Annotated in this window: 17 protein-coding genes and 2 pseudogenes; 3 read left to right on the forward strand and 16 right to left on the reverse strand. The window is 62.3% G+C overall.

From position 1 onward, the window contains the following. Nucleotides 1–34: 34 nt before the first annotated feature. The 7 genes and pseudogenes from RLDS_RS47100 to RLDS_RS47125 form a co-directional block, all read right to left on the reverse strand. A pseudogene (locus RLDS_RS47100) lies at nucleotides 35–1,211 on the reverse strand (IS3 family transposase). 16 nt (nucleotides 1,212–1,227) lie between these two features. Continuing rightward, a pseudogene (locus tag RLDS_RS47110) lies at nucleotides 1,228–1,836 on the reverse strand (ATP-binding protein); the annotation flags it as partial. Next, nucleotides 1,826–3,349 (reverse strand): IS21 family transposase, encoded by a 1,524-nt coding sequence (istA, locus tag RLDS_RS47115; protein ID WP_009823850.1) that lies wholly within the window; start codon nucleotides 3,347–3,349, stop codon nucleotides 1,826–1,828. The pseudogene RLDS_RS47110 and the gene istA, both read right to left, overlap by 11 nt. A 106-nt stretch (nucleotides 3,350–3,455) precedes the next feature. Beyond that, nucleotides 3,456–3,824, reverse strand: coding sequence for a hypothetical protein (locus RLDS_RS54670; RefSeq protein ID WP_021227419.1), 369 nt, complete (start codon nucleotides 3,822–3,824; stop codon nucleotides 3,456–3,458). 54 nt (nucleotides 3,825–3,878) lie between these two features. After that, nucleotides 3,879–4,220 (reverse strand): hypothetical protein, encoded by a 342-nt coding sequence (locus tag RLDS_RS56080; RefSeq protein ID WP_152528099.1) that lies wholly within the window; start codon nucleotides 4,218–4,220, stop codon nucleotides 3,879–3,881. A gap of 68 nt (nucleotides 4,221–4,288) precedes the next feature. Then, nucleotides 4,289–4,735 (reverse strand): hypothetical protein, encoded by a 447-nt coding sequence (locus RLDS_RS56085; protein WP_152528100.1) that lies wholly within the window; start codon nucleotides 4,733–4,735, stop codon nucleotides 4,289–4,291. Nucleotides 4,736–5,075: 340 nt separating this feature from the next. Continuing rightward, nucleotides 5,076–6,398 carry a tyrosine-type recombinase/integrase gene (locus RLDS_RS47125; protein WP_330217105.1) on the reverse strand — a complete coding sequence of 441 codons (1,323 nt, stop codon included), beginning with the start codon at nucleotides 6,396–6,398 and terminating at the stop codon, nucleotides 5,076–5,078. A 331-nt stretch (nucleotides 6,399–6,729) separates the two neighbouring features. Between RLDS_RS47125 and RLDS_RS47130 the strand changes: the two genes are divergently transcribed. Together RLDS_RS47130 and RLDS_RS47135 are read left to right on the forward strand one after the other, a co-directional pair. Further along, nucleotides 6,730–7,983, forward strand: coding sequence for a tyrosine-type recombinase/integrase (locus tag RLDS_RS47130; RefSeq protein ID WP_021227421.1), 1,254 nt, complete (start codon nucleotides 6,730–6,732; stop codon nucleotides 7,981–7,983). A gap of 19 nt (nucleotides 7,984–8,002) precedes the next feature. After that, nucleotides 8,003–8,746, forward strand: a complete 744-nt coding sequence (locus RLDS_RS47135) for a hypothetical protein (RefSeq protein ID WP_021227422.1) — start codon at nucleotides 8,003–8,005, stop codon at nucleotides 8,744–8,746. Between the two features lie 171 nt (nucleotides 8,747–8,917). On the opposite strand, the gene RLDS_RS47140 is transcribed toward RLDS_RS47135, so the two are convergent. The 3 genes from RLDS_RS47140 to RLDS_RS47145 all read right to left on the reverse strand — a co-directional run bounded on the left by RLDS_RS47140 (nucleotide 8,918) and on the right by RLDS_RS47145 (nucleotide 11,296). Next, complete coding sequence (locus tag RLDS_RS47140) at nucleotides 8,918–9,757, reverse strand: DNA adenine methylase (protein WP_021227423.1); 840 nt, start codon at nucleotides 9,755–9,757, stop codon at nucleotides 8,918–8,920. 10 nt (nucleotides 9,758–9,767) lie between these two features. After that, the gene (locus RLDS_RS57430; protein ID WP_084514910.1) at nucleotides 9,768–9,950 is read right to left on the reverse strand and encodes a Com family DNA-binding transcriptional regulator; all 183 of its coding nucleotides are present in this window, start codon (nucleotides 9,948–9,950) and stop codon (nucleotides 9,768–9,770) included. Nucleotides 9,951–10,111: 161 nt separating this feature from the next. Then, nucleotides 10,112–11,296 (reverse strand): tyrosine-type recombinase/integrase, encoded by a 1,185-nt coding sequence (locus RLDS_RS47145; RefSeq protein WP_021227425.1) that lies wholly within the window; start codon nucleotides 11,294–11,296, stop codon nucleotides 10,112–10,114. A gap of 94 nt (nucleotides 11,297–11,390) precedes the next feature. On the opposite strand from RLDS_RS47145, the gene RLDS_RS47150 reads away from it, so the two are divergent. Next, on the forward strand, nucleotides 11,391–11,939 hold the full coding sequence (locus tag RLDS_RS47150; RefSeq protein ID WP_021227426.1) for a hypothetical protein: 549 nt from the start codon (nucleotides 11,391–11,393) through the stop codon (nucleotides 11,937–11,939). 96 nt (nucleotides 11,940–12,035) lie between these two features. On the opposite strand, the gene RLDS_RS47155 is transcribed toward RLDS_RS47150, so the two are convergent. The 6 genes from RLDS_RS47155 to RLDS_RS56350 all read right to left on the reverse strand — a co-directional run. Next, on the reverse strand, nucleotides 12,036–12,215 hold the full coding sequence (locus RLDS_RS47155) for a hypothetical protein (protein ID WP_021227427.1): 180 nt from the start codon (nucleotides 12,213–12,215) through the stop codon (nucleotides 12,036–12,038). Then, nucleotides 12,212–12,772 carry a glycoside hydrolase family 108 protein gene (locus tag RLDS_RS47160; RefSeq protein WP_021227428.1) on the reverse strand — a complete coding sequence of 187 codons (561 nt, stop codon included), beginning with the start codon at nucleotides 12,770–12,772 and terminating at the stop codon, nucleotides 12,212–12,214. The genes RLDS_RS47155 and RLDS_RS47160 overlap by 4 nt, the downstream gene beginning before the upstream one ends. After that, nucleotides 12,769–12,900, reverse strand: coding sequence for a hypothetical protein (locus RLDS_RS57220; RefSeq protein ID WP_021227429.1), 132 nt, complete (start codon nucleotides 12,898–12,900; stop codon nucleotides 12,769–12,771). The genes RLDS_RS47160 and RLDS_RS57220 overlap by 4 nt, the downstream gene beginning before the upstream one ends. Beyond that, nucleotides 12,897–13,097, reverse strand: coding sequence for a hypothetical protein (locus RLDS_RS47165; protein ID WP_021227430.1), 201 nt, complete (start codon nucleotides 13,095–13,097; stop codon nucleotides 12,897–12,899). The genes RLDS_RS57220 and RLDS_RS47165 overlap by 4 nt, the downstream gene beginning before the upstream one ends. A gap of 42 nt (nucleotides 13,098–13,139) precedes the next feature. Then, nucleotides 13,140–18,698 carry a tail fiber domain-containing protein gene (locus RLDS_RS47170; RefSeq protein WP_021227431.1) on the reverse strand — a complete coding sequence of 1,853 codons (5,559 nt, stop codon included), beginning with the start codon at nucleotides 18,696–18,698 and terminating at the stop codon, nucleotides 13,140–13,142. Further along, nucleotides 18,695–18,994: hypothetical protein (locus RLDS_RS56350; RefSeq protein WP_040603842.1), on the reverse strand; the 300-nt coding region annotated here is incomplete at its 5' end. The genes RLDS_RS47170 and RLDS_RS56350, both read right to left, overlap by 4 nt.

Here is an 18,994-nt window from a genome sequence, read left to right on the forward strand (position 1 = left end):
TGATCTGCCCCCACCGAGTGGACCGATTGGTTTGTTAGTGCATTAAGCTCATCGCCGCCATATCCGGACGGAGGTGGAGCGAAGCGGAACCGGAGGCCGATATGGCGGTGTCGCCGTTTCTGGTGCCGGTGGCCGATAGCCAAGACTGCTGTGCGGGCGGACGGTGTTGTAATGCCGCCGCCAGGCTTCGATCAGCACCCTGGCCTCGGCGAGGCTGTAGAAGATTTCACCATTGAGCAGTTCGTCGCGCAGCGACCCATTGAAGCTTTCATTATAGCCATTCTCCCATGGCGATCCCGGCGCGATGTAGAGCGTCTTCACGCCGATCTGCCGCAGCCATTGCTGGACGGCATTGGCGATAAATTCGGCGCCATTATCTGACCGTATATGTGCAGGCGGGCCGCGCGAGATGAACAGGTCCGCCAAGGCCGCCAGCACATCCTCATGTTTGAGCTGTCGCGCAACGATAAGCGCCAGACATTCCCTGCTGGCCTCGTCGATGATCGTCAGGATGCGGAACTTGCGGCCGTCATGCGTGCGCCCCTCGACGAAGTCATAGGCCCACACATGCCCAGGATACTCAGGCCGCAGGCGGATGCATGATCCGTCGTTGAGCCATAGACGCCCGCGTTTGGGCTGGCGCTGCGGCACCTTGAGCCCTTCGCGCCGCCATATCCGCTCGACCCGTTTATGGTTCACCGTCCACCCCGCATGGCACAGCAACGCCGTGACCCGGCGGTAGCCGTAACGACCATATTGCTTTGCCAAGGCGATGATGTCCTCCGTCAGCGCCTGTTCGTCATCCGCCCCACGCGGCACTTTACGCTGTGTCGATCGATGCTGCCCTAGAACCCGGCATATCCGTCGCTCGGATAGCCGGACTGGCAGATCCCGTCGTATATGATCGATGCAGCGCCGTCGCCGCGCGGGGCTCAGAAGTTTCCCCGTGCAGCTTCCTGCAATATCAGCTTGTCCAGCGTCAGGTCCGAGATCGCCCGGCGCAGCCGTTGGTTTTCCTTCTCCAGATCCTTCATCCGCCGTGCCTGGTCGGTCTTCAGCCCGCCATATTCCTTGCGCCAGCGATAATAGGTCTGCTCACTGACCCCGATCCGACGGCAGGCTTCGGCGGTCGAAGCCCCCTGCGCCAGCACGATCTCAATTTCACGCAGCTTGCCGATGATCTCTTCCGGCTTGTGCTTCTTGCTCGGCATTCAATGTCCCTTTCGCGGTCCAGACTATCATAGTCTCTGGGCCACTCAGCGGGGGGCAGATCAGGAAGAGCAGCGCGCCACCTGAAGCACTGAACGGCAGATATCCAAGCTCATCCAGGATAACGAGATCGGAGTGCAGGAGGCGATTGGCGATCTGACCGGCCTTGCCCTGTGCTTTTTCCTGCTCGAGCGCATTGACCAGTTCGACCGTCGAGAAGAAGCGGACGCGCTTTCGATGATGTTCGATGGCCTGGATGCCCAGCGCCGTTGCCACATGGCTCTTGCCGGTGCCAGGACCGCCGACCAGCACGATATTGTCGGCGATGTCGATGAAGTCGCAGCGATGCAACTGACGCACCAGAGCTTCATTGACCTCGCTACTGGTAAAGTCGAAGCCGGCCAGATCGCGATAGACAGGGAAGCGCGCGATCTTGAGCTGATAGGCCACAGACCGAACCTCCCGTTCTGCTGTCTCGGCTTTGAGTAACTGGGAGAGGATCGGGATGGCGGCTTCGAACGCTGGAGATCCCTGTTCCATGAGATCGGTGACGGCCTGCGCCATGCCATGCATCTTGAGGCTGCGGAGCATGACGACGATGGCGCCGCTGGCAGGGTCATGACGCATGACGCTTCTCCTTGCGCAGATCATCATAGCGTTCGACATTGGCCATCGGTTCGCTGACCAGCTTGAGCGCCTGGGGCGCCGTCACCGGCGGCGTGGAGATCGGTTTTCCGTCGACCAGCCTATAGAGCAGATTGAGGATATGGGTCTTGGTCGGAACGCCAGCCTCCAGCGCCATGGTGACCGCCGTCAGCACCAGTTGCTCATCATGATGAAGAACCAGCGCCAGTATTTCGACCATTTCCCTGTCGCCGCCGGGATTGCGCAACAGATGTCGCTGCAGACGCTGGAACGCATCGGGTAGCTCAAGGAAGGGCGCACCGTTGCGCAGGGCGCCGGGCTTGCGCTGCACGACCGCCAGATAATGGCGCCAGTCATAAACCGTATGACCTGGACCGTCGTGAGAGCGGTTGATGATGCGCTGATGTGCGCAGATTGGCTGCCCCTCGGCGACGACCTGGAAGCGATCAGGATAGACGCGCAGGCTGACAGTGCGATTGGCGAAAGAGGCCGGTACGCTGTAGCGATTGCGCTCAAAGTGGATGAGGCACGTCGGCGATACCCGTTTGCGATATTCCACAAAACCATCGAAGGGCCTGCCCGCAACCATCAGACACTCAGATTCATCGGCCCAGGCATTGGCAACCGATCCGGGTTCGATCCCGTGAGGGATGTCCTCCCATAACGCCTTGCAGCGCTCCTCCAGCCACAGGTTCAGCGCATCAAGGCTTTCGACCTGCGGCGTGGGTTGCCACAGACGGTGCCGCGCATCCTGGACATTCTTCTCGACCTGCCCCTTTTCCCATCCCGCAGCCGGGTTACAGAACTCAGCTTCGAACAGATAGTGGCTGACCATCGTCAGGAAGCGTGCGTTGACGGTGCGTTCCTTGCCACGCCCGACCTTGTCGACGGCCGTGCGCATATTGTCATAGATACCCCGGCGCGGCACGCCGCCCAGCACGCGGAAGGCGTGATTATGGGCGTCGAACAGCATCTCATGGGTTTGCAGCAGGTAGGCGCGCACGATGAATGCCCGGCTGTAACTGAGCTTGAAATGCGCGACCTGCAGCTTGGTCCGAACCCCGGCGATGATTGCCCAGTCCTCACTCCAATCAAACTGGAAAGCTTCCCCCGGCGCGAACGACAGGGGCACGAATGTCCCACGCCCGCCAATCTGTTGCTGGCGCCGATAATCTTCGCGCCAGTCCCGAGCAAAAGCGGCAACCCGGTTGTAGGATCCTTCATAACCCAGGCTCACCAAATCGGCGTGAAACTGCTTGATCGTGCGCTTCTGCTTGCGCGATCGGCCCATATCGCGCCGCAGCCAGGCCGCCAGATGCTCAGCAAATGGGTCCAGTTTGCTTGGTCGATCAGGCACCTTGAACCGCGGATCGATCGTCTCGGACCGCAAATATTTGCGGATCGTGTTGCGTGATAGTCCGGTGCGCCGCGCTATCTCCCGGATCGGTAGATGATCGCGAAAATGCCAGCGCCGGATAACGCTCAATAACGCCATGTCCAACACTCCATATACCCTCGCTTGTCAAAGCCAGGGACGAGTTCAACATGGGTCAATTCTCAGTGGAAATTTACGCCCTACCCGGGTCACTTCTCAGTGGAAATCAACAGGGTCGGTTCGCCTTTTCCCGCGCACCCAGCTTCGAGAGGCGGAATGTGCGCCAACATTCTAGCGGCGACTCCGTGATGGGCAGGAGCAGCTTGACGAGCGCAAGGTCCGCCTCAGATTGAGATTCGTATCGATCTTCCCAATCGCCGCGGAACAGGCGTCCCAATTCACCGGTATCTTCCGCTGCCTGTGCCGCACCAGACCAATCGACATTGTCATCGCCGGTAAGCTCAACTTCGGGAGGCGCTGCTGGTGCCATCTGGTTCACCATGTTGGCGAGCATGGCCTGCCGCTCCGCGATAGGGCGGTCATGCACGACATTGCCGGTGCAGATGATAAACCGTTCCTGCGAATACACCTCCACGGCGTCGCGCCGCCTGCCTTTGCCAATGGCACCGATGACAAAGACGTGCCATCCTCAGCCAAAGCGGGACAGTTCCGTGTAGCTATCCGACTCAGCAATAATGCGTTGATGCCGTTGAAGGTAAGCGTCAGGCGTGCCGTCTTTCACATCAAGGTCGATACAGGCGAACGGGTCAGTTTCATGCAGCATGAACCCAACATGCCAACCGCGCTCCGCTGCCGTAGCGCAGGCGGCGTCGAAGCTGCTCCAGGTAGATGGATTGGTGCTGCTGGCGAGGCGTCCATCAAGTGAACGAGGTGCCTTATCTCCATCCAGACCAGGACTGATGCACCATTGAGGGCGCTCGCGCAGTTCAGATGGGATGTGCGCCCAGCGCTCGGCGGTCGAATCAGGCATGACGCGCCTCCCTGCCGGTGGGGGTAGGATGGGATTTTCGGGCAACGCCGCCTGCATCCGGCAAATTTTTAAGCGACGCGAATTTCCCGAATAGGTCCGAACATGTTGATGTTTGCGACCTTTTGCCGCTTTCTGTTACGCTGCTGCTGTTCACGGTAGTACTCCGGCGGCAGGGCATGGTGGGCACCCGGTCCTGCCGCTATTCGTGAGAAATGGGTCAGGACGCGATCCGCTCGCTGGTGCTGTATCGCGCCCCGGTCGCCAGCCATGCCAGCACGTCGCGTTCCGCATACCGGACGATCCGGGTTCCGGGGGGAGCGAAATGGCGAAAGGGGAATGCCGCGCCCTCGGTAGCCTTCGAGCGTATCGACCGACACGCCGATAAGCTTGGCGCATTCCTTGGGATCGAGGGGACGCCCTTTGGGCGTATAATTGAACAGCTCGCAAAGCTGCTCGAAAGACAGGTCAGACATACACGCAACTCCGGCGCATCCTGCCAATGGCAGGTCCGTCATGCCTCCGAGTTTTGTGTCGTCACCTGCCCCAGTCGGCTTCGGGGGTGTCCGGGGAACTAAGAGGGACTTTCACCCTCCCGCATGTCCGGCGGCGTCTCTGGAATTTTCCTCGTGGGCACGCCCCAGTGCGGCGCTGTCACCCGCAAGTGACGGTGAAAACCGTATGCTACCGGCAGCCAGTCGCGCAAGCTCTTATTTTCGCTTGGTAAGCAGGTGCTTAGGTCGCGATTCGGACACCTTATAGCAGGCCTTGTGGGCGCGATCGGGACCCCGCCGCCTACCCCCGGCGACGCGCTGCGATCGGGGCTGTAACCCCGGCTGTAGCGGTCCCAGCCATGCGTCACGCGCGCTGCGGCATGGGAACCACGTTCGCGCCATTCGCCTGTGCCGCTTGTTGCACAATCCAGTCCGCAATGCGCTGGGTTTCCGGCTTGAGATATTGGAGGCGCGAGGTTTCGAGGTAGTGCTTGGCCGTGACCGAGCCGTTCGGGATATGATTGGTCAACAACTCGATCTTTGTGAAGTCCACGGCGCAGTTGGCAACGCCGATGGTGATGTAAGTCCGGCGGAGATCGTGGTTCGTGATCTTCGTCCCGGCAACCTCGCTGATCTTCCGGCGGGTGTCGCGCGGGTCAATGATATGCCCTGCCCGGCTCCACGATGCGAACACATGCGGATTATCCTCAACCCGTGCCCGTGCCCGCGCCCGTGCTTCCAGCAGCGCGACCGCCTGCGATGACAACGGGAGCCACACTGGATTCCGGTTCTTCGGGTCGGGCAGATGGAACCAGCCTTCCTCCAAATTAACGCGATCCCATGTGAGGGAGGCAGCTTCTTTCAAACGGCATCCGGTCAGCAACAGGAACATCGATAGGTCGATGGCAGCGAGCGTTTCCCGATTGTGCGTCTCGCCGCGCCACTGTTCCAGCGCGTTCCACACAGCGCCAACCTTGGAATCAGGCACGCGGCTGGTGCGCGGCTTCAATTGTATCCAGTCGTCCTTGAGCGCACCAACCGGATTATGCGTGATGACAGGCGAGCCGTCCGAACGCCGATAGCGGCGACTGGCGAAGTTAATCAGGGCGCGAAGCACCGCAAATCCCTGATTTGCTTGGCCCGGTGCCCCTGCCTTGCCGCGCAGGCCCTTCGTCAGCATCTCGCGATACCGCCTGCGAACATCGTCCTCGGTGATCGATGCGATGGGCTTGGACAGCCACGTTTCAAACGTGGTGGTGACGTGGCGCTCGATCACGTCCGCGCTGGAAGCCTTTAACTTGCCCGGTCGATCCTTGTAAGCATCCGCCACGTCGCGGAGTGTCACTGCTACGGCGGCGTCGTGCTTCTTGGCATCGCGTTGATCGATCCCCTCGCGCATGTCCTGCAACAGCTTCTGCGCCCGCTTGCGCGCGGCGTCCTCGGTGTAGGTGCCATATGCGCCGATGGTGAACTGGATCGACTTACCCGCAACCCGTCCCATGACGATGAACACCCGGCGCGGCGGCTTGCCCGGTTCGGCTGGCGGAGCGACCCGCAACCCATAGCCCTTCACCGCCTCGTCCCAATGGATCTGATAACCCTTTTCTGGCGCTTGGACCTTGTCGATAAATGCCTTGGTGAGCTTCACCATATGACCTCCTTCTAGCACATTTCTAGCACGCAGCATTGTGCTACGACGTGCAGCTACGAGCGCGCAAGGAGGTTAAGTATCTGATTCAACAGGGATTTACGGGCTTCTGCGTGCTGCTACGGGTTACTGCCGGGCCGAGTGTCCCAAACTTGAAAACCGCCGTGGGTTTACGCCCACCGTGGGTTCGAATCCCACCCTGTCCGCCAGTTCAATGTCGCATGGTGCGGCATGGCGGCGCAAAAGCCGCTGATTTCCGCGCCCTTGCGGAAATCAGGGGTCGCAACTTGTCGCAATCGATGGCATCAAAGCGCAGCCTTTGCGGGTTCACCTGCGGGGCACCGGATCACAATTTCGGGGTCATCGCGGGGTGCTGACAGATACGGCTTGCAGGAAGGCGTCTGCGACGGGCGCAGCATACAGGCTTTCGGACACTTTGGGGCTGTTTCTGTACGTCACGCCGACGGGTCATCGCTCGTGGCGGATGGGCTACTGGTTCGCCCAGGTGAAGAAGCGCCTGGTGCTTGGATCCTACCCCGAAATGTCCCTGCAGGAAGCGCGCGCGGCGCGCGACGAGGCGCGCAAGCTTATCGCGGCCGGGAGCGACCCGGCAGTGGTGAAAAAGCAGCGTGCGGCCGCGCGGCTGATCCAGGCGCAGGCCACCTTCAAGGTGATCGCCACCAGCTGGCTGGACGAGCAGCGCCCGCGCTGGAATGGCAAGCACGCGAAGAATGTCGAGGAGGCGCTCGCGCGGGATTTCTACCCGCATTTCGGATCGCTGCCGATCGTCGAGATCACGAAGCCGATGGTCGTCCAGCGGCTGAAAGCGATCGAACAGCGCGGCGCGATCGAAACGGCCAAGCGGCATCGCCAGCGCATCGAGGAGATATTCGCGCACGCCGAGGCGCTCGGCTACGACGTGAAGAACCCGGCCGACGTGCGCAAGGCGTTGCGGCCTCTGGTGCGCAAGCACTGGCCTGCCCTGACGAAGATCGCGGATCTTCGCAGGATGTTGCTGACGGTGGAGGCTTTACCAGCCCATCCTATCTCGAAGCTGGCGTCGCGCTTCATCGCATTGACGGCGATGCGCCCGGGCGTGGTGCAGCTGCTGCCGTGGGCGGAACTCCCCGACGACGATGCCGAGGATCCGCTGTGGGTCATTCCGGCCGAACGGATGAAGCTGTCGCTGGAGCGCAAGCAGCAGGACACCTACGATCATGTCGTGCCGCTTTCGCGACAGGCGATGGACGTGCTGAAGACGCTGCGCGTCATGACCGGGCACGGCACCTACGCCTTCCCCAGCGCGCGGTCGATGCGTCGGCCGATCAGCGATTCGACGGTGTCGAAACTGTATCGGGATTCGGGCTATCAGGGGCGGCATGTGCCGCACGGATGGCGATCGAGCTTTTCGACGATCATGAACGAGCGCGCCATGGTGGGCGATCGGCCCGGCGACCGCGTCGTGATCGACATCATGCTTGCCCATATGCAGGAAGGCACCGAGCCGATCTACAACCGCGCCGCCTATATGCCGCGCCGGCGCGAGATCGCGCAGGAATGGGCCGACCTGCTGCTCGACGGACTTCCTGCCCCGGCGGCGCTGTTGACCTTGCCCAGGCGCTGACGCGCCGGGAGGCGCGCGCATGAGCGCCGCTTCCGAAGCACGCGCGATCGCGCGCCAGGCACGCAAGCTGATCAAGGATGCGGGCGGCAAACTCGGCGGCCGACGCAGAGGTAACGATCCCGTCTGGCGTCACAGCTTCGATGTCGACAGCAAACAGGCCGATGTCTTTCGGCCGATCGCCGATGGCACGATCGCCGGCGGCTTGGCTTGGGCGGACGATTACCTGCGCCTGGCAAAGGAATATGACGTCATCCACAAAAAGAAGGGCGAGCGGAGCCCATTGATGGCGAACGGCATCCGGGTGCTGGAAGTGCTGCTGCGAAACTTCCTGGACTTCCGGACGGGCCAGCTCGATCCGGCAATCACCGCCCTCATGAAAAAGACGGCCCTGTCGAAGAACGCCGTGGTCGATGCGCTTAAGCGCCTGCGTGAGCATGGTTTCCTCGACTGGGTACGGCGGAGCGAGAAGACGACCCATGTCGGCGAGGCGGGACCGCAGCGCCAGCAGGCGACCAACGCCTACCACTTCGATATCGGCCGGCTCGGCCGCGCGCTGGGCGATGCAGGTAAGGCGGTCCGTGCGCGCTTCCTGAACCTCAGGGAGGCGCGCCGCCGACGGGCGGCCCAGACCCCGGCTTCTGCCCGCCCTGCGCCACAGAGCGCTCCAGGCGCCGCCAGCGCCCCCGCGACAACCGACCCTGCCCTGGAAGCGGCTCTCAAACGTGTCGAAGCCGCGGGAGAGGCGCGAGTTTGGAAATCATGATGTTTACCCTCACAGGGGTTTAAGAGGATAAGGAATGGCCTAGTCGGCCATATCAAGACGCCCCCACACACGCAGAATTTGCACCCCCGGTAGCCTATCGCGCCCGGGGACGGGGAGACACTTGTCTCCCCGCTTGGCTTCCCAGGGGCGCCAAGAGGTGACGATGGCGCGTCAGCCCGGCGCGCTGCACCCGGCCGCGCTGTCGAGCGCGAAATTGGCGATGAGTAGCTCTCCAGCCCTCAGGCCATTTCCGGTTGCTGCTGCCGATATGGTGTAGGTGACACCCACCTCCTTCATGGAGAAAGTTGCGAAGATCGCGCGGGTTTCCGGCGTGTCGTTGATCGAGAGAAGGAATTTGCCGCGGATCCCGCGCAACTGCTCGGCAAGCCGCTCAAAATCGCCGCGATCGAAGACGTCCGCGCCATAATCGCCTTCGCAATTCCAGTAAGGCGGATCGAGATAGAAGAGCATGCCCGGCCTGTCATAGCGCCGGATGAAGTCGGCATAGGGCAGTTGCTCGATGACGACCGGCTGCAGCCGGTCTCGGATCGCTGCCAGGGTCGAGCGCAGCCTGGAAAGATTGAAGCGCGCCGGCGACGCTTTATCGACGCCGAAAACACGGCCCACGATCTTGCCGCCGAATGCCAGGCGCTGAAGATAGAGAAAGCGCGCTGCGCGTTCGATGTCGGTCAGACAGGCGGGGTCGATCGCGCGCATCCGCATGAAGTCGTCGCGGCTTGCCGGCAGCCAGTCGAGCTCGTCGACCAGTGCCTGATAATGGCGACGCACCACGCGAAACAGCGTCGTGACATCGCCCGAGATATCGTTGATGACCTCCACGCGCGGCCGACGCGCGCGTCGAAAGAAAATGCCGCCCATGCCGACGAACGGCTCGGCATAGCCGTCATGATCGACGGACTGGAGGATGGCGCAGACGCGCTTGGCGAGGTTGCGCTTGCCGCCCAGATAGCCGGCGGCGGGGGAAACGGGGGTAACGGGGTTCAGAGACATGGGTAAGCCTTCAGGCGGCCGCTCGATTGGCGGTCGGGTTCGGGCTCGCAGGCCTCAGGCAATTGAACGTGCCGCAGCGGCGGCACTTGATCTCGATGACGCCGGCGATCGCGCCGGGCTCGGACTTGAAGAGCAGTGCGCGGCATGACGCGCATTTCATTGAAACGCAGGCAGAATCATTTGACGAGTGCATGGAGGCTCTCCACAAACCCAGCGCCCGTATGCGCGGGTGCGGGGCGGCCAGTCGGCCAGCTGTGTCGTGGCGAGCTCATTCTCGTCGGTTCATCGGGTTGCCGCCCGTTGACCCCCGCTCCCGGCGCTCGTCAGCGCGAGGGCGGCAGGAAACACATTAAATCATGTGATCAGCATCTCCCCCCACCGGGCGAAGAGTGCGCGGCGCTGGTCGAGCAGCTGCGCGCGATTATAGGCCGCCTCGCTTTCGCTAGCCCCCTTGGGAGCATGCGCCAGCGCCAGGTCGATCGCGGCGCGCTCCAGCGGGAATCGTTCGTTCATGATCGTGGAAAAGCAGGCGCGCCAGCCGTGCGGGACATGGCGGCCGGCATAGCCCGCGCGCTTGTAGAGCGCGCCGATCGCCGCCGGGTGAATGGGGAACACACGCGAAGATAGGGTATCATACCCATTCTCGCCGATCGCTTTCAGTACTGCGACTGCATGTCGGCTGAGCGGCACGATATGGTCATTGGCGCTGTCGGCCTTGCGCGCTTTCTTCAGCTTCATCCGCGCGGCCGGAATGCGCCAGAGCGGTTCGTCGCCGTCCAGCCCCTCGAATTCGTGCCCTTGCGCGCCCAGCAACGCGCCGATGCGCACCGCCGTCAGCGCCAGGAATCGCGACGCCAGCCGGATGATTGGCGGTCCCCCTGCGCGTTCGCATGCGGCGAGCAATGCGCGCGCCTCGTCAAGGTCAGTCAGCGCCGGCTGCCGCCGCGCGATCGGTGCTGGTCGCAGCGCCCGCGCGACGAAGGCGGCGGGATCCTGTTCAGCCAGGCCCTCGGCGATGGCGAAGGCGAACACGGCGGAAATGCGCTGGCGGATCCGCCGCGCGGTCTCGATCGACCCGCGTGCCTCCACGTCGCGCAGCAGCTGCAGGATCGCCGGCGACGTGATCGCGCCGATCGGCAGCGGACCGATATCTGAAAACACGTTGCCCTCCAGCGACGCGATGACGTCGGCCGCATGCCGATCCGTCCAGCGATCGCGCTGCACCGCATGCCATTCGCGCGCCACGGATTCGAACGTGCGGATTTGCAAGGCGGCGGCCGAGCGCATTTGCACGGACGGATCGACGCCCTGCGCGACCAGTCCGCGCGCCTCCTCGGCCTTGTCACGGGCATCGACCAGCTGCACGTCGGGCCACTGGCCCAGGCACAGCAGCTTCTCGCGCCCCTGCACCCGGTACCGGAGCCGCCAGCTGCGCAGGCCCGTCGGCGCGACGAACAGGAACAGCCCTCGCTCATCGAATATCTTGTAGGCGCGCGACTGCGGCCGCGCGGCTTTCACCGCGGCGTTGGAGAGAGGCATGTACGCACCTCGTTTTTATTTCGGAAGAAACGGCGATCTTGCGTCCGTCGCGTCGGTCTGGAAGGACGTAGATATCTAAGGGGGAGACAATTAGGTGGATTTAACCGTCATCGGGTTCGTGATCGCGGTTGTAGGCATCGTACTGCAACTGGCAGATGCGTTTCCCGAACATCGCGAAGTTCGGAAGGCGATCTTCCTTATGTCGATTGGCTTGTTTCTGGGCATCGTTGCCAGTGCTGCGCTAGGCGCACAATACCAGATAACGGGAAACATCGATCGACAATTCGCACTCCTATTCGGTCTTGCCGGGTTAGCGGCAGTGTTCGCCTTCACCGCTATCTTTTTGCCTGACGTTGATCGGCGGAATGTCGCAATGTCCGCTTCATTAGGTAGTGCGCTAGCGTTCTGTGCCACAGGCTTATTTATTGTTCTTGGTGCTGTTCCAAACGTAACCAACCAATATTCCACCGATGAAATAGCCGTATTGGCAGATCACGCTCAACGGTCCGGCCAGAAGCAATTGGCCATTGAACGTCTCCAGGAACTGTCGAATCGCGCTTACAGTACAACTGTGAAACGGCAAATTGCTCAACGTATCCGCGAGATCGAGGAGTCACAGGGGCAGGATCAAAGTGGTCGATAAACGGACAACCCCTCCGTCATGCATCTCCGCAAAGGCGCAGATTTCCGCTGTAGTCCGGCCATGCTCCGACCTGACGATACCCCACGCGATACCCCACTAAAGCGGGCGCTTCTGGCGATCGAGGCGGTCCTGATCGCGGGGCTTACCCTCGCCGCGCTGGTCGCGCCGATCGTCACCTGGCTGCGATCGTGACAGCCGATCGGCCGCCTCGCTGATCAGTGCACCCAGCAGCGTGCGGCCAATCCAGCCCACGATCTTTCCGACCGGGATCTTCATGCCGCAATTCCCATGCGCACCTGGCGCGCGATCCAGCCATAGGCGAAGCGTTCATTCGCCGGCCTCGACACGCTGATCGCTTCGTAGCGCGCGGTGCGGAAACCATGCACCGTCCAGAGCAGGACGCTAAGCCCCTCCCCGGTTTTGCCCCGGCGCTGGAAATAGCTTTCCAAGGCGGCACGGGTTTTCGGGCCGCACGCCCCGTCGACCTTGAGGTCGGGATAGAGGCTGGCGCCCGCGTTCAGCAGATTGAGCGCGCGTTGAAGGAATGTCCCCGCCGTCTCCGGTCCCATGTTGATTCCGGTGTCGAACAATAGCTCGGCAAGCGGCATGCTGATCGCGCCGATGCGGTCGAACCCGGGCGCGACATAATAGACAGTGCGATAGATCCGCGCAGCCGTCTCGCGGGGCAGTAGGCGCATGTCGCCGGCAAAGCCGTTCGCCCGCGCGACCCGCTCGGTCACGCCCCAACGGGTCGCGCCGCCGGCGTCGTGCGGATCATCGACAAAGCCGCCTTCACGGCCGATCGCCTCGTCGACCAGATCGTCGATGGTCATGGCTTTTTCCTTTTCTTCTGTCCCGGCCGGGCTTTTACGGGTGCGGGAATTTTGGGGGCGCAGATCGCCAGCAGCGCCTCGGCCGCGCGGTGTCGATCGGCCAGCGCCATGGGAACCGCGCCGCTCATTTAATCTGGCTCTTGAGGTCCTGGACGGTGACGGTCAGGGCCGTCAGCGCCGACGCCAGCACCTTGTCCGCCTCGACTCGCTTCTCGTCGATCTGCGTGCGCTGGTCGGCAACGGTCTTCTCGCGCCAGACCAGATACGCGATCATGAGGCCCAGCGGCCCGAACTGGCCGAAGGCGGTGATGAATTCAGGAGACATAATTTCCCTCTTGGAATGGCTGGCGAACGAATCGGCGCCGCCTCAGCTGGAGTGCGCCTCCAGCGCCTCCAGCCGCGCGTCGTTGATTGCGATGAGGAACAGCGCCAGCTGGTCGGCGCGGATGCCGAAGCGTTCGCCGGCGGCGCGAGCGGGGCGGATGATGTTGATCGCGCCGGTTGGTTCTTCGGCGAGATAGGGCTCCATCACTTCGACCTGGCGATAGATCGGCTCGCCTTCGTCATCGACGCCGGTCTGTTCATAGACGATGACCGGGCGTTCGCGCTCGACAAAGGCCATTTCCGGCTCGTTCAGCTCGGGCAGCGCCTCCCAGTTGTCATGGCAGCACCAGGCGTAGCGTTTCCAGTCCAGCCCTTCGTCCGCCAGGATCGCGAAGACACGCTGGGCACGCGGGCCGAAATGGATGCGCGCGGCATCCTCGCCCTTTTCCGCGATGGAATCGAGCCACTGGAAATGGCCCAGCTCTTTGAGGATGCGCCGGCCTGCGCGCATTTCGGCGTCGCTCATTGTGCCCAGCCAGTGCTTTTCCCGTTCGTCGCACGTCTGGATCGCGCCGGTGGTAGCGTAGATGGTGGACCAACGATTAGACGGGCGGCCTAGCGAAAACACATTGTCAGTGCTTGGCATCACGCGTCCGCCAACGAAGAAATCACCATTCTCCCTGGTGATGAACAGGTTGGTGCGGATCAGGCTGCCAGCGTCATTATAGGACGTGATCTGGAAATCTGATCCGGCGTTGCTGCCCGTTTCTGCCGTGTTGTTTTTGAAGAGCTTCCAGCGTTCGAAGCCGCCAGCCCGCAAGTTAAATGACGCCTCCCGGCCGCCTACTGAATCAGCCGCGAAGATCGAAGGACCGGTAGGATTGCTGACAATCTGCGTGGCCGTAAAAATGTTAGAAGCGCTTGAAAGCGGGACGGCAGTGGTGGTGCCACTGCTATCCTTGAGTTTGAGAAGCCCGCCCTCGACAAAGACGGCAGTCGCATTGACGCCGGGCGTGACCGCCGCTGCAGAGGCGACGACAGGCACGACGAGCGGTTTGAAGCATTTAACCTGATCGGCCCTGATATCGAAGATGATTTCATCGTCGATTTTAACCGACCGTGCAAACGATGATCCGCTCGGACCGGTGGCCCGCACGCCCACCCTTACACGCTCGCCAGTCGCCCCGCTTGCATCGTCGCTCTCATAGATTTCGGCCGCCAGCCAGCTATCCTCGTCGGTCCAGGCGGTGTCGTTGGCCGTCGCATGAAAATAATCGAACAGTTTGCGCGGGGCGCGGCGATAGCGGGCGCGGTCGTAAGGGACGCCGCCCCGACTAAACTCGTACCGGGTAAGCGGCCCCGTCGTTGTCCCTTGATTGGGCACGTCGATCATCTTGAGGCTGATTTCGTTGCGATCACATAGTTCGCCCTCGATCAGGCCGGTATTCACCCGCCTGACGGTACCGGTGATCACATTGTCCGTCGCGCCTTCATCCTGGCCAGTGTCTTCGTTGACCGTCCGCTCGATCCGCACGGCGGTCGTCGTTGCAACGATGCTCGGATCTTCGTTGTCGATTACGAAATCTATCCGCGAGCGGCTTGTGCCCAGCAGCTTGACGATATTGACCTCTGCTGGCGACGTGCCGTCAGGGTAGCGGCCAATCGTCCCGGATATGACCGCATCGACATGGCTATCATAAGCGCGGCGGAGGTCGATGGCCGACGAAATCGGATTGTCGATCTGCGCGCCCTTGACCGAGACTTTGCGCGCCGCGTTGGTGAAGCCGGTCACCGGGTTGGAGGATGACGCCGGCGCGGTTGAGAAAGCATTGAAGCAGTTATCGAAATAGTCGCCTACCGACCGGATATATTCAAAGGCCCGTTTTGCAGCCCAACCACCGCGACACCCATAATAGTTATTGCCAAGGAAGAGCGCGCTGGTGTTATCCAGCGAGCCATCCGGGTTCGCGGTTAAGTAGAGCCCAGCGTCCAGAAATCCCCAGAAATTGGAGCGCGAAACAACCACGCGGTGGCCACGAAGGCCCGCACCCGCATCTCCCTTGTCGCTGCCATAAAAATGGTCCGCCGCATAGAAGTCGCACTGGTCGATGTGGGTGAGTCGGAAACCATTAAGATTGAGACAGTCGGCGCTGGTAAGGTTGCCACCTGGTACGAAGCGAGCGTCAAACTTGATATTGTTAACGATGGCGTCGATTGAGCGGGCGAAGGTCTCTCCGACATCCGCAATGTTTGACGCTTTGACGATAGGACCTACAACACCAGGACCGCCGATAATGCTGCCCTCGCCCATGCCGATGATTTTTAACAACGTGCCCTCGGCGGTAACAACAGCGCCAGTGTTGCACCAGATAGGCTCGGTGACGATTAAGTCGCGCCCCTTCCTGAGCGCATCGAATATCGCAGATGTCAGCCGCGGGCCGTCATCAATCAGCGAATCACCAGCAATATGCGCGGCAATCAGCGCCCGCTTGGTGCGGTAGATATTGCTCGATCTGAAATGGATCGGCAGGACCGCCTGCGCACCTGTGAGAATGGCACTGGGAGAGAGTGAAAGGCCGTTGCCGTCGATGGGGATAACATTCGCGCCTTCACTTGGTATCCGCCCAATCGCCTCAATATTGTCGGGATCGCCCAGCGCGCCGATCGTGTCATAGGCTGCCTGTACCAGATCGGCCGCCTGATCGACGACATCCTGCCCATCAATCTGCGTGCGAACCGCGACCGTCCACAGTCCCGCGCCCAGCGAACCACGAACGACCGGCAGGATGCCCGACCCACTGACGTTGTTGGACAGGACATAGCCAGGCTTGGCAGGGTCGATCGCGAATGTGGTACCAAGGTTCGGGCTGCCGCCATCCGAACGCAGCAGGTCGGCCGTGGGCAACCACCCATCCGTTTTGACCCGGCCATGCGCGCCGGGGCGAATATCCTCCCAAGCAACGCCGGCGAACGCGGTGGGCAGGTCGGTCGCGGTCATCGGCCGCACCGTGCCCGCGCCATCGCTGTCGACGGCCAGCGCCATGCCCATCAGGATCGTCGTGCCGCTGCTGTTCTTCAGCTGCCGCTCTTCGTCGCTAAAGAAGGGGCGATAGCGTTCGCCAACCGCATATTCAGAGACGATGGCGACGCCGCCCAGCGCCGCGTTCATGTCGGCGATGATTTCGGCATTGGTCATCGCCAGATAATTTTTGTTGAGGACGATATCGATCGGCGCCAGCGCATCGACATGCACCGTCAGCGTGATCGGCGAAGCGGTGCGGTTGCCCAGCTTCGCCTTCAATGCGGTGATGTCCGCCTTGGTGCTGGCGTCGGAAATGTCGATATAGCCATAGGCGTAGCCCGAAAGGCCGACATCGCCATCGACCTGGGTGACGCCCTCCGTTCCGGTCTTGCCGAACAGGATCGGCGTTGCGGCGTTGGAAACGGCCACCTTCGATCCCGGGCCGGTCGTCGCTGACGTGATCCGCAGCGCACGGCCGAAATCTTGGATCCGGAACGCGGCGGGGCTGTTTCCATAGCCCGTCAGTTCCCAGCAGCGATGATCCGCCGGCTGATTTTCCGGTTCATCGGGCAGCCATGGCTGCGCCGCCATGCTGATTTCCCCGCCCAGCGACGCATGCGCCAGCAGCGCGCGGTTCATGACCATCGACCCGATCGATTCGAGGCGATAGCTCCAGCCTGTCGTATCGACGGCCGTCAGGGGGCCGCCGACCCATTCGACCGTCGACGGCTGCTCGAAATTGCGCTGGTCATGCGCGGAAAAGGCGGCACGACGACCCTTCAGCCGGCATTCGTAATAGCCGTAGAAGGACCCTGACGTGGTGCCGATCGCGATCGGGTGCTGCGATGGCCAGACCGTCGTGCCATGATAGGCGTCGGCCGCGTCATTGCCGCGATGCTCCACCTCGACATGTCGCCAGATCAGGCAGGTATTTTTCTTGTAATTGGCATTGTCGACATGGCCGCCATAGCGCTCGCCCTCGGCGATCAGGGTCACGCCTTCCAGATACTGGTTCGCGTTAAAGTCGATCGTGCTGGTCGCGCGGATCTCGTCGATCGGCGTGTTGGCGGGCAGCGACCCGTCGATCCGCGTGCGCCCCATGCCCTTGCCGCGAAGGCCGATGAACGCGCCATCCTGGCCGGGCAGCACCCCATCGGTGCCGTTGGTGATCTTGCCCAAGCTGTGTTCGAAATAGGTCCCTTCGTCCAGTTCGACCATCGCGATCGCGCCGGGCCCCGCCAGCGCGGTCGCCGCCTTCAGCGCTTCTGCAATGCTGCCATAGTCCGACACGGGCAGCTGCGCCCCGACCCGCTTGCCCGTGCCATAGACGGTGGCCAGCGCCTGTTCGACGGCCGATGCGCGCGACACCTCGCCGGCCAGCATCAGCGTGCGCGGCACCGGCAATTCGCCATTGCCGCGCGTTCGGAACATCTTGATCGAATAGCCGGTCAGGCGGATACGCTCAGCAACCGTCGCCGGCGTCGCGTCAGTAAGGGCGATATAGGCGCGCAGGTCCGAAAATTCCGACAGGTCGTCGGGCGCCAGGAAGGAAAAGCCCATCACCCGCTTGGTGCGTTGACCGGTCGCCAGGTCGATCGTTTGATAATCGCGCCGGTTGGCGGTCAAGAAATCGACCCAGGTCAGGTCGAACTTGCCGGCCTGCATGTTGATGGCATGGGCCCGGTCCCATCCCGGACTCGTCTCGAACACCAGCTCCAGTTCGGGCTGCCCGCCCTGCATTGCTTCGCGCAATGCGCCGGTCAGTGGTAGTTTCCATTGGAGGATGGTGCCCGCGCCCGTGGCGCCGATCTCCACGGTCGCGCCCATGTCGCGGCCCGCCGCGTCCAGCAGGACCTGCGCGCCGCCATTCATCTTCAGCGCGGGCTCGATCGACCGGAACACATCGACCTTGGGCGCCGTCGCCGCGAAGCGATTGTCCAGTACCGCATCCGCACCCGTGGTGGCGGTAGACGCCGGCGTGGCGACGACTTCATAAACGCAGGACGTCACCTTGAAATAGCGCACGGCGCTGGTCGGCGCATTGGGCGCGATCTGCAGCGTCGGCCCGACCCAAATTTCGTCGCCCTGCATCACATAGAGATAATCGCGGGTCAGGACCGTGCTGCCCTCGGCTTGCTCCGCCGCCAGCGCCGATCCTTCGTTCAGGTCGATAAAGCCAGTGTCGCGATCGGCCCGCACGGCGTTGCCGCCAAATGGCGTCGCCGCCCGGAAGCCGACACTGGCTTCCATCACGACGGGAAAGCGGATGGTGCAACCCTTCAGGCGCTGCGCCTCTTCCTTAGTGAAGAAGGTGCGCGGCAGCGTGAAGGAGCCCGCGCCCGTCTGCCCTGCGGGGATGGTGAAACCGACGACCCGCCCGCCTTCGACGATCGCCACGGCCCCACCGTTCGCGCCATTGAGCGCGGAAGTGAACGGCAGCTGCTCGCCCGACGTCGGCCGAATATTGGGAATGGCCTCGCCGGCCGCGATCGCTTCTTCCACCTGCGCTTCCTGCTCGCTGGTCAGGCCAGGACCGCGCAGACCGCGCGCGCGGTCCCTGATAGGCGTCTGCAAATTCATGTGTCGTCCACTCCGGGCTCAAGGAAGAAGGCGCCGGTCCAGAGCGTGTCTTGCGCCCCGTCCGCATAGGTCAGCTTGATTTCGTGGAAATGCCGGTCCGCTTCCCCGACTTCGGGCGCATTGAGCCCGGTCGGCATCGCTTCCAGCGTCGCGCGCGACAGGGCTGGCTCCACGCGCAACGTGCGAAGGCCAGGCTCGCTTTCATGCGCGGCATCGGTAAAGGGCACATCGACATGCTCGCCGATCGGTTCGCCGGGCTGACCGGCATATTGCCGCACCTGCATCGAAATGCTGGC

It is taken from the genome of Sphingobium lactosutens DS20 (assembly GCF_000445105.1).
Taxonomy (GTDB): domain Bacteria; phylum Pseudomonadota; class Alphaproteobacteria; order Sphingomonadales; family Sphingomonadaceae; genus Sphingobium; species Sphingobium lactosutens.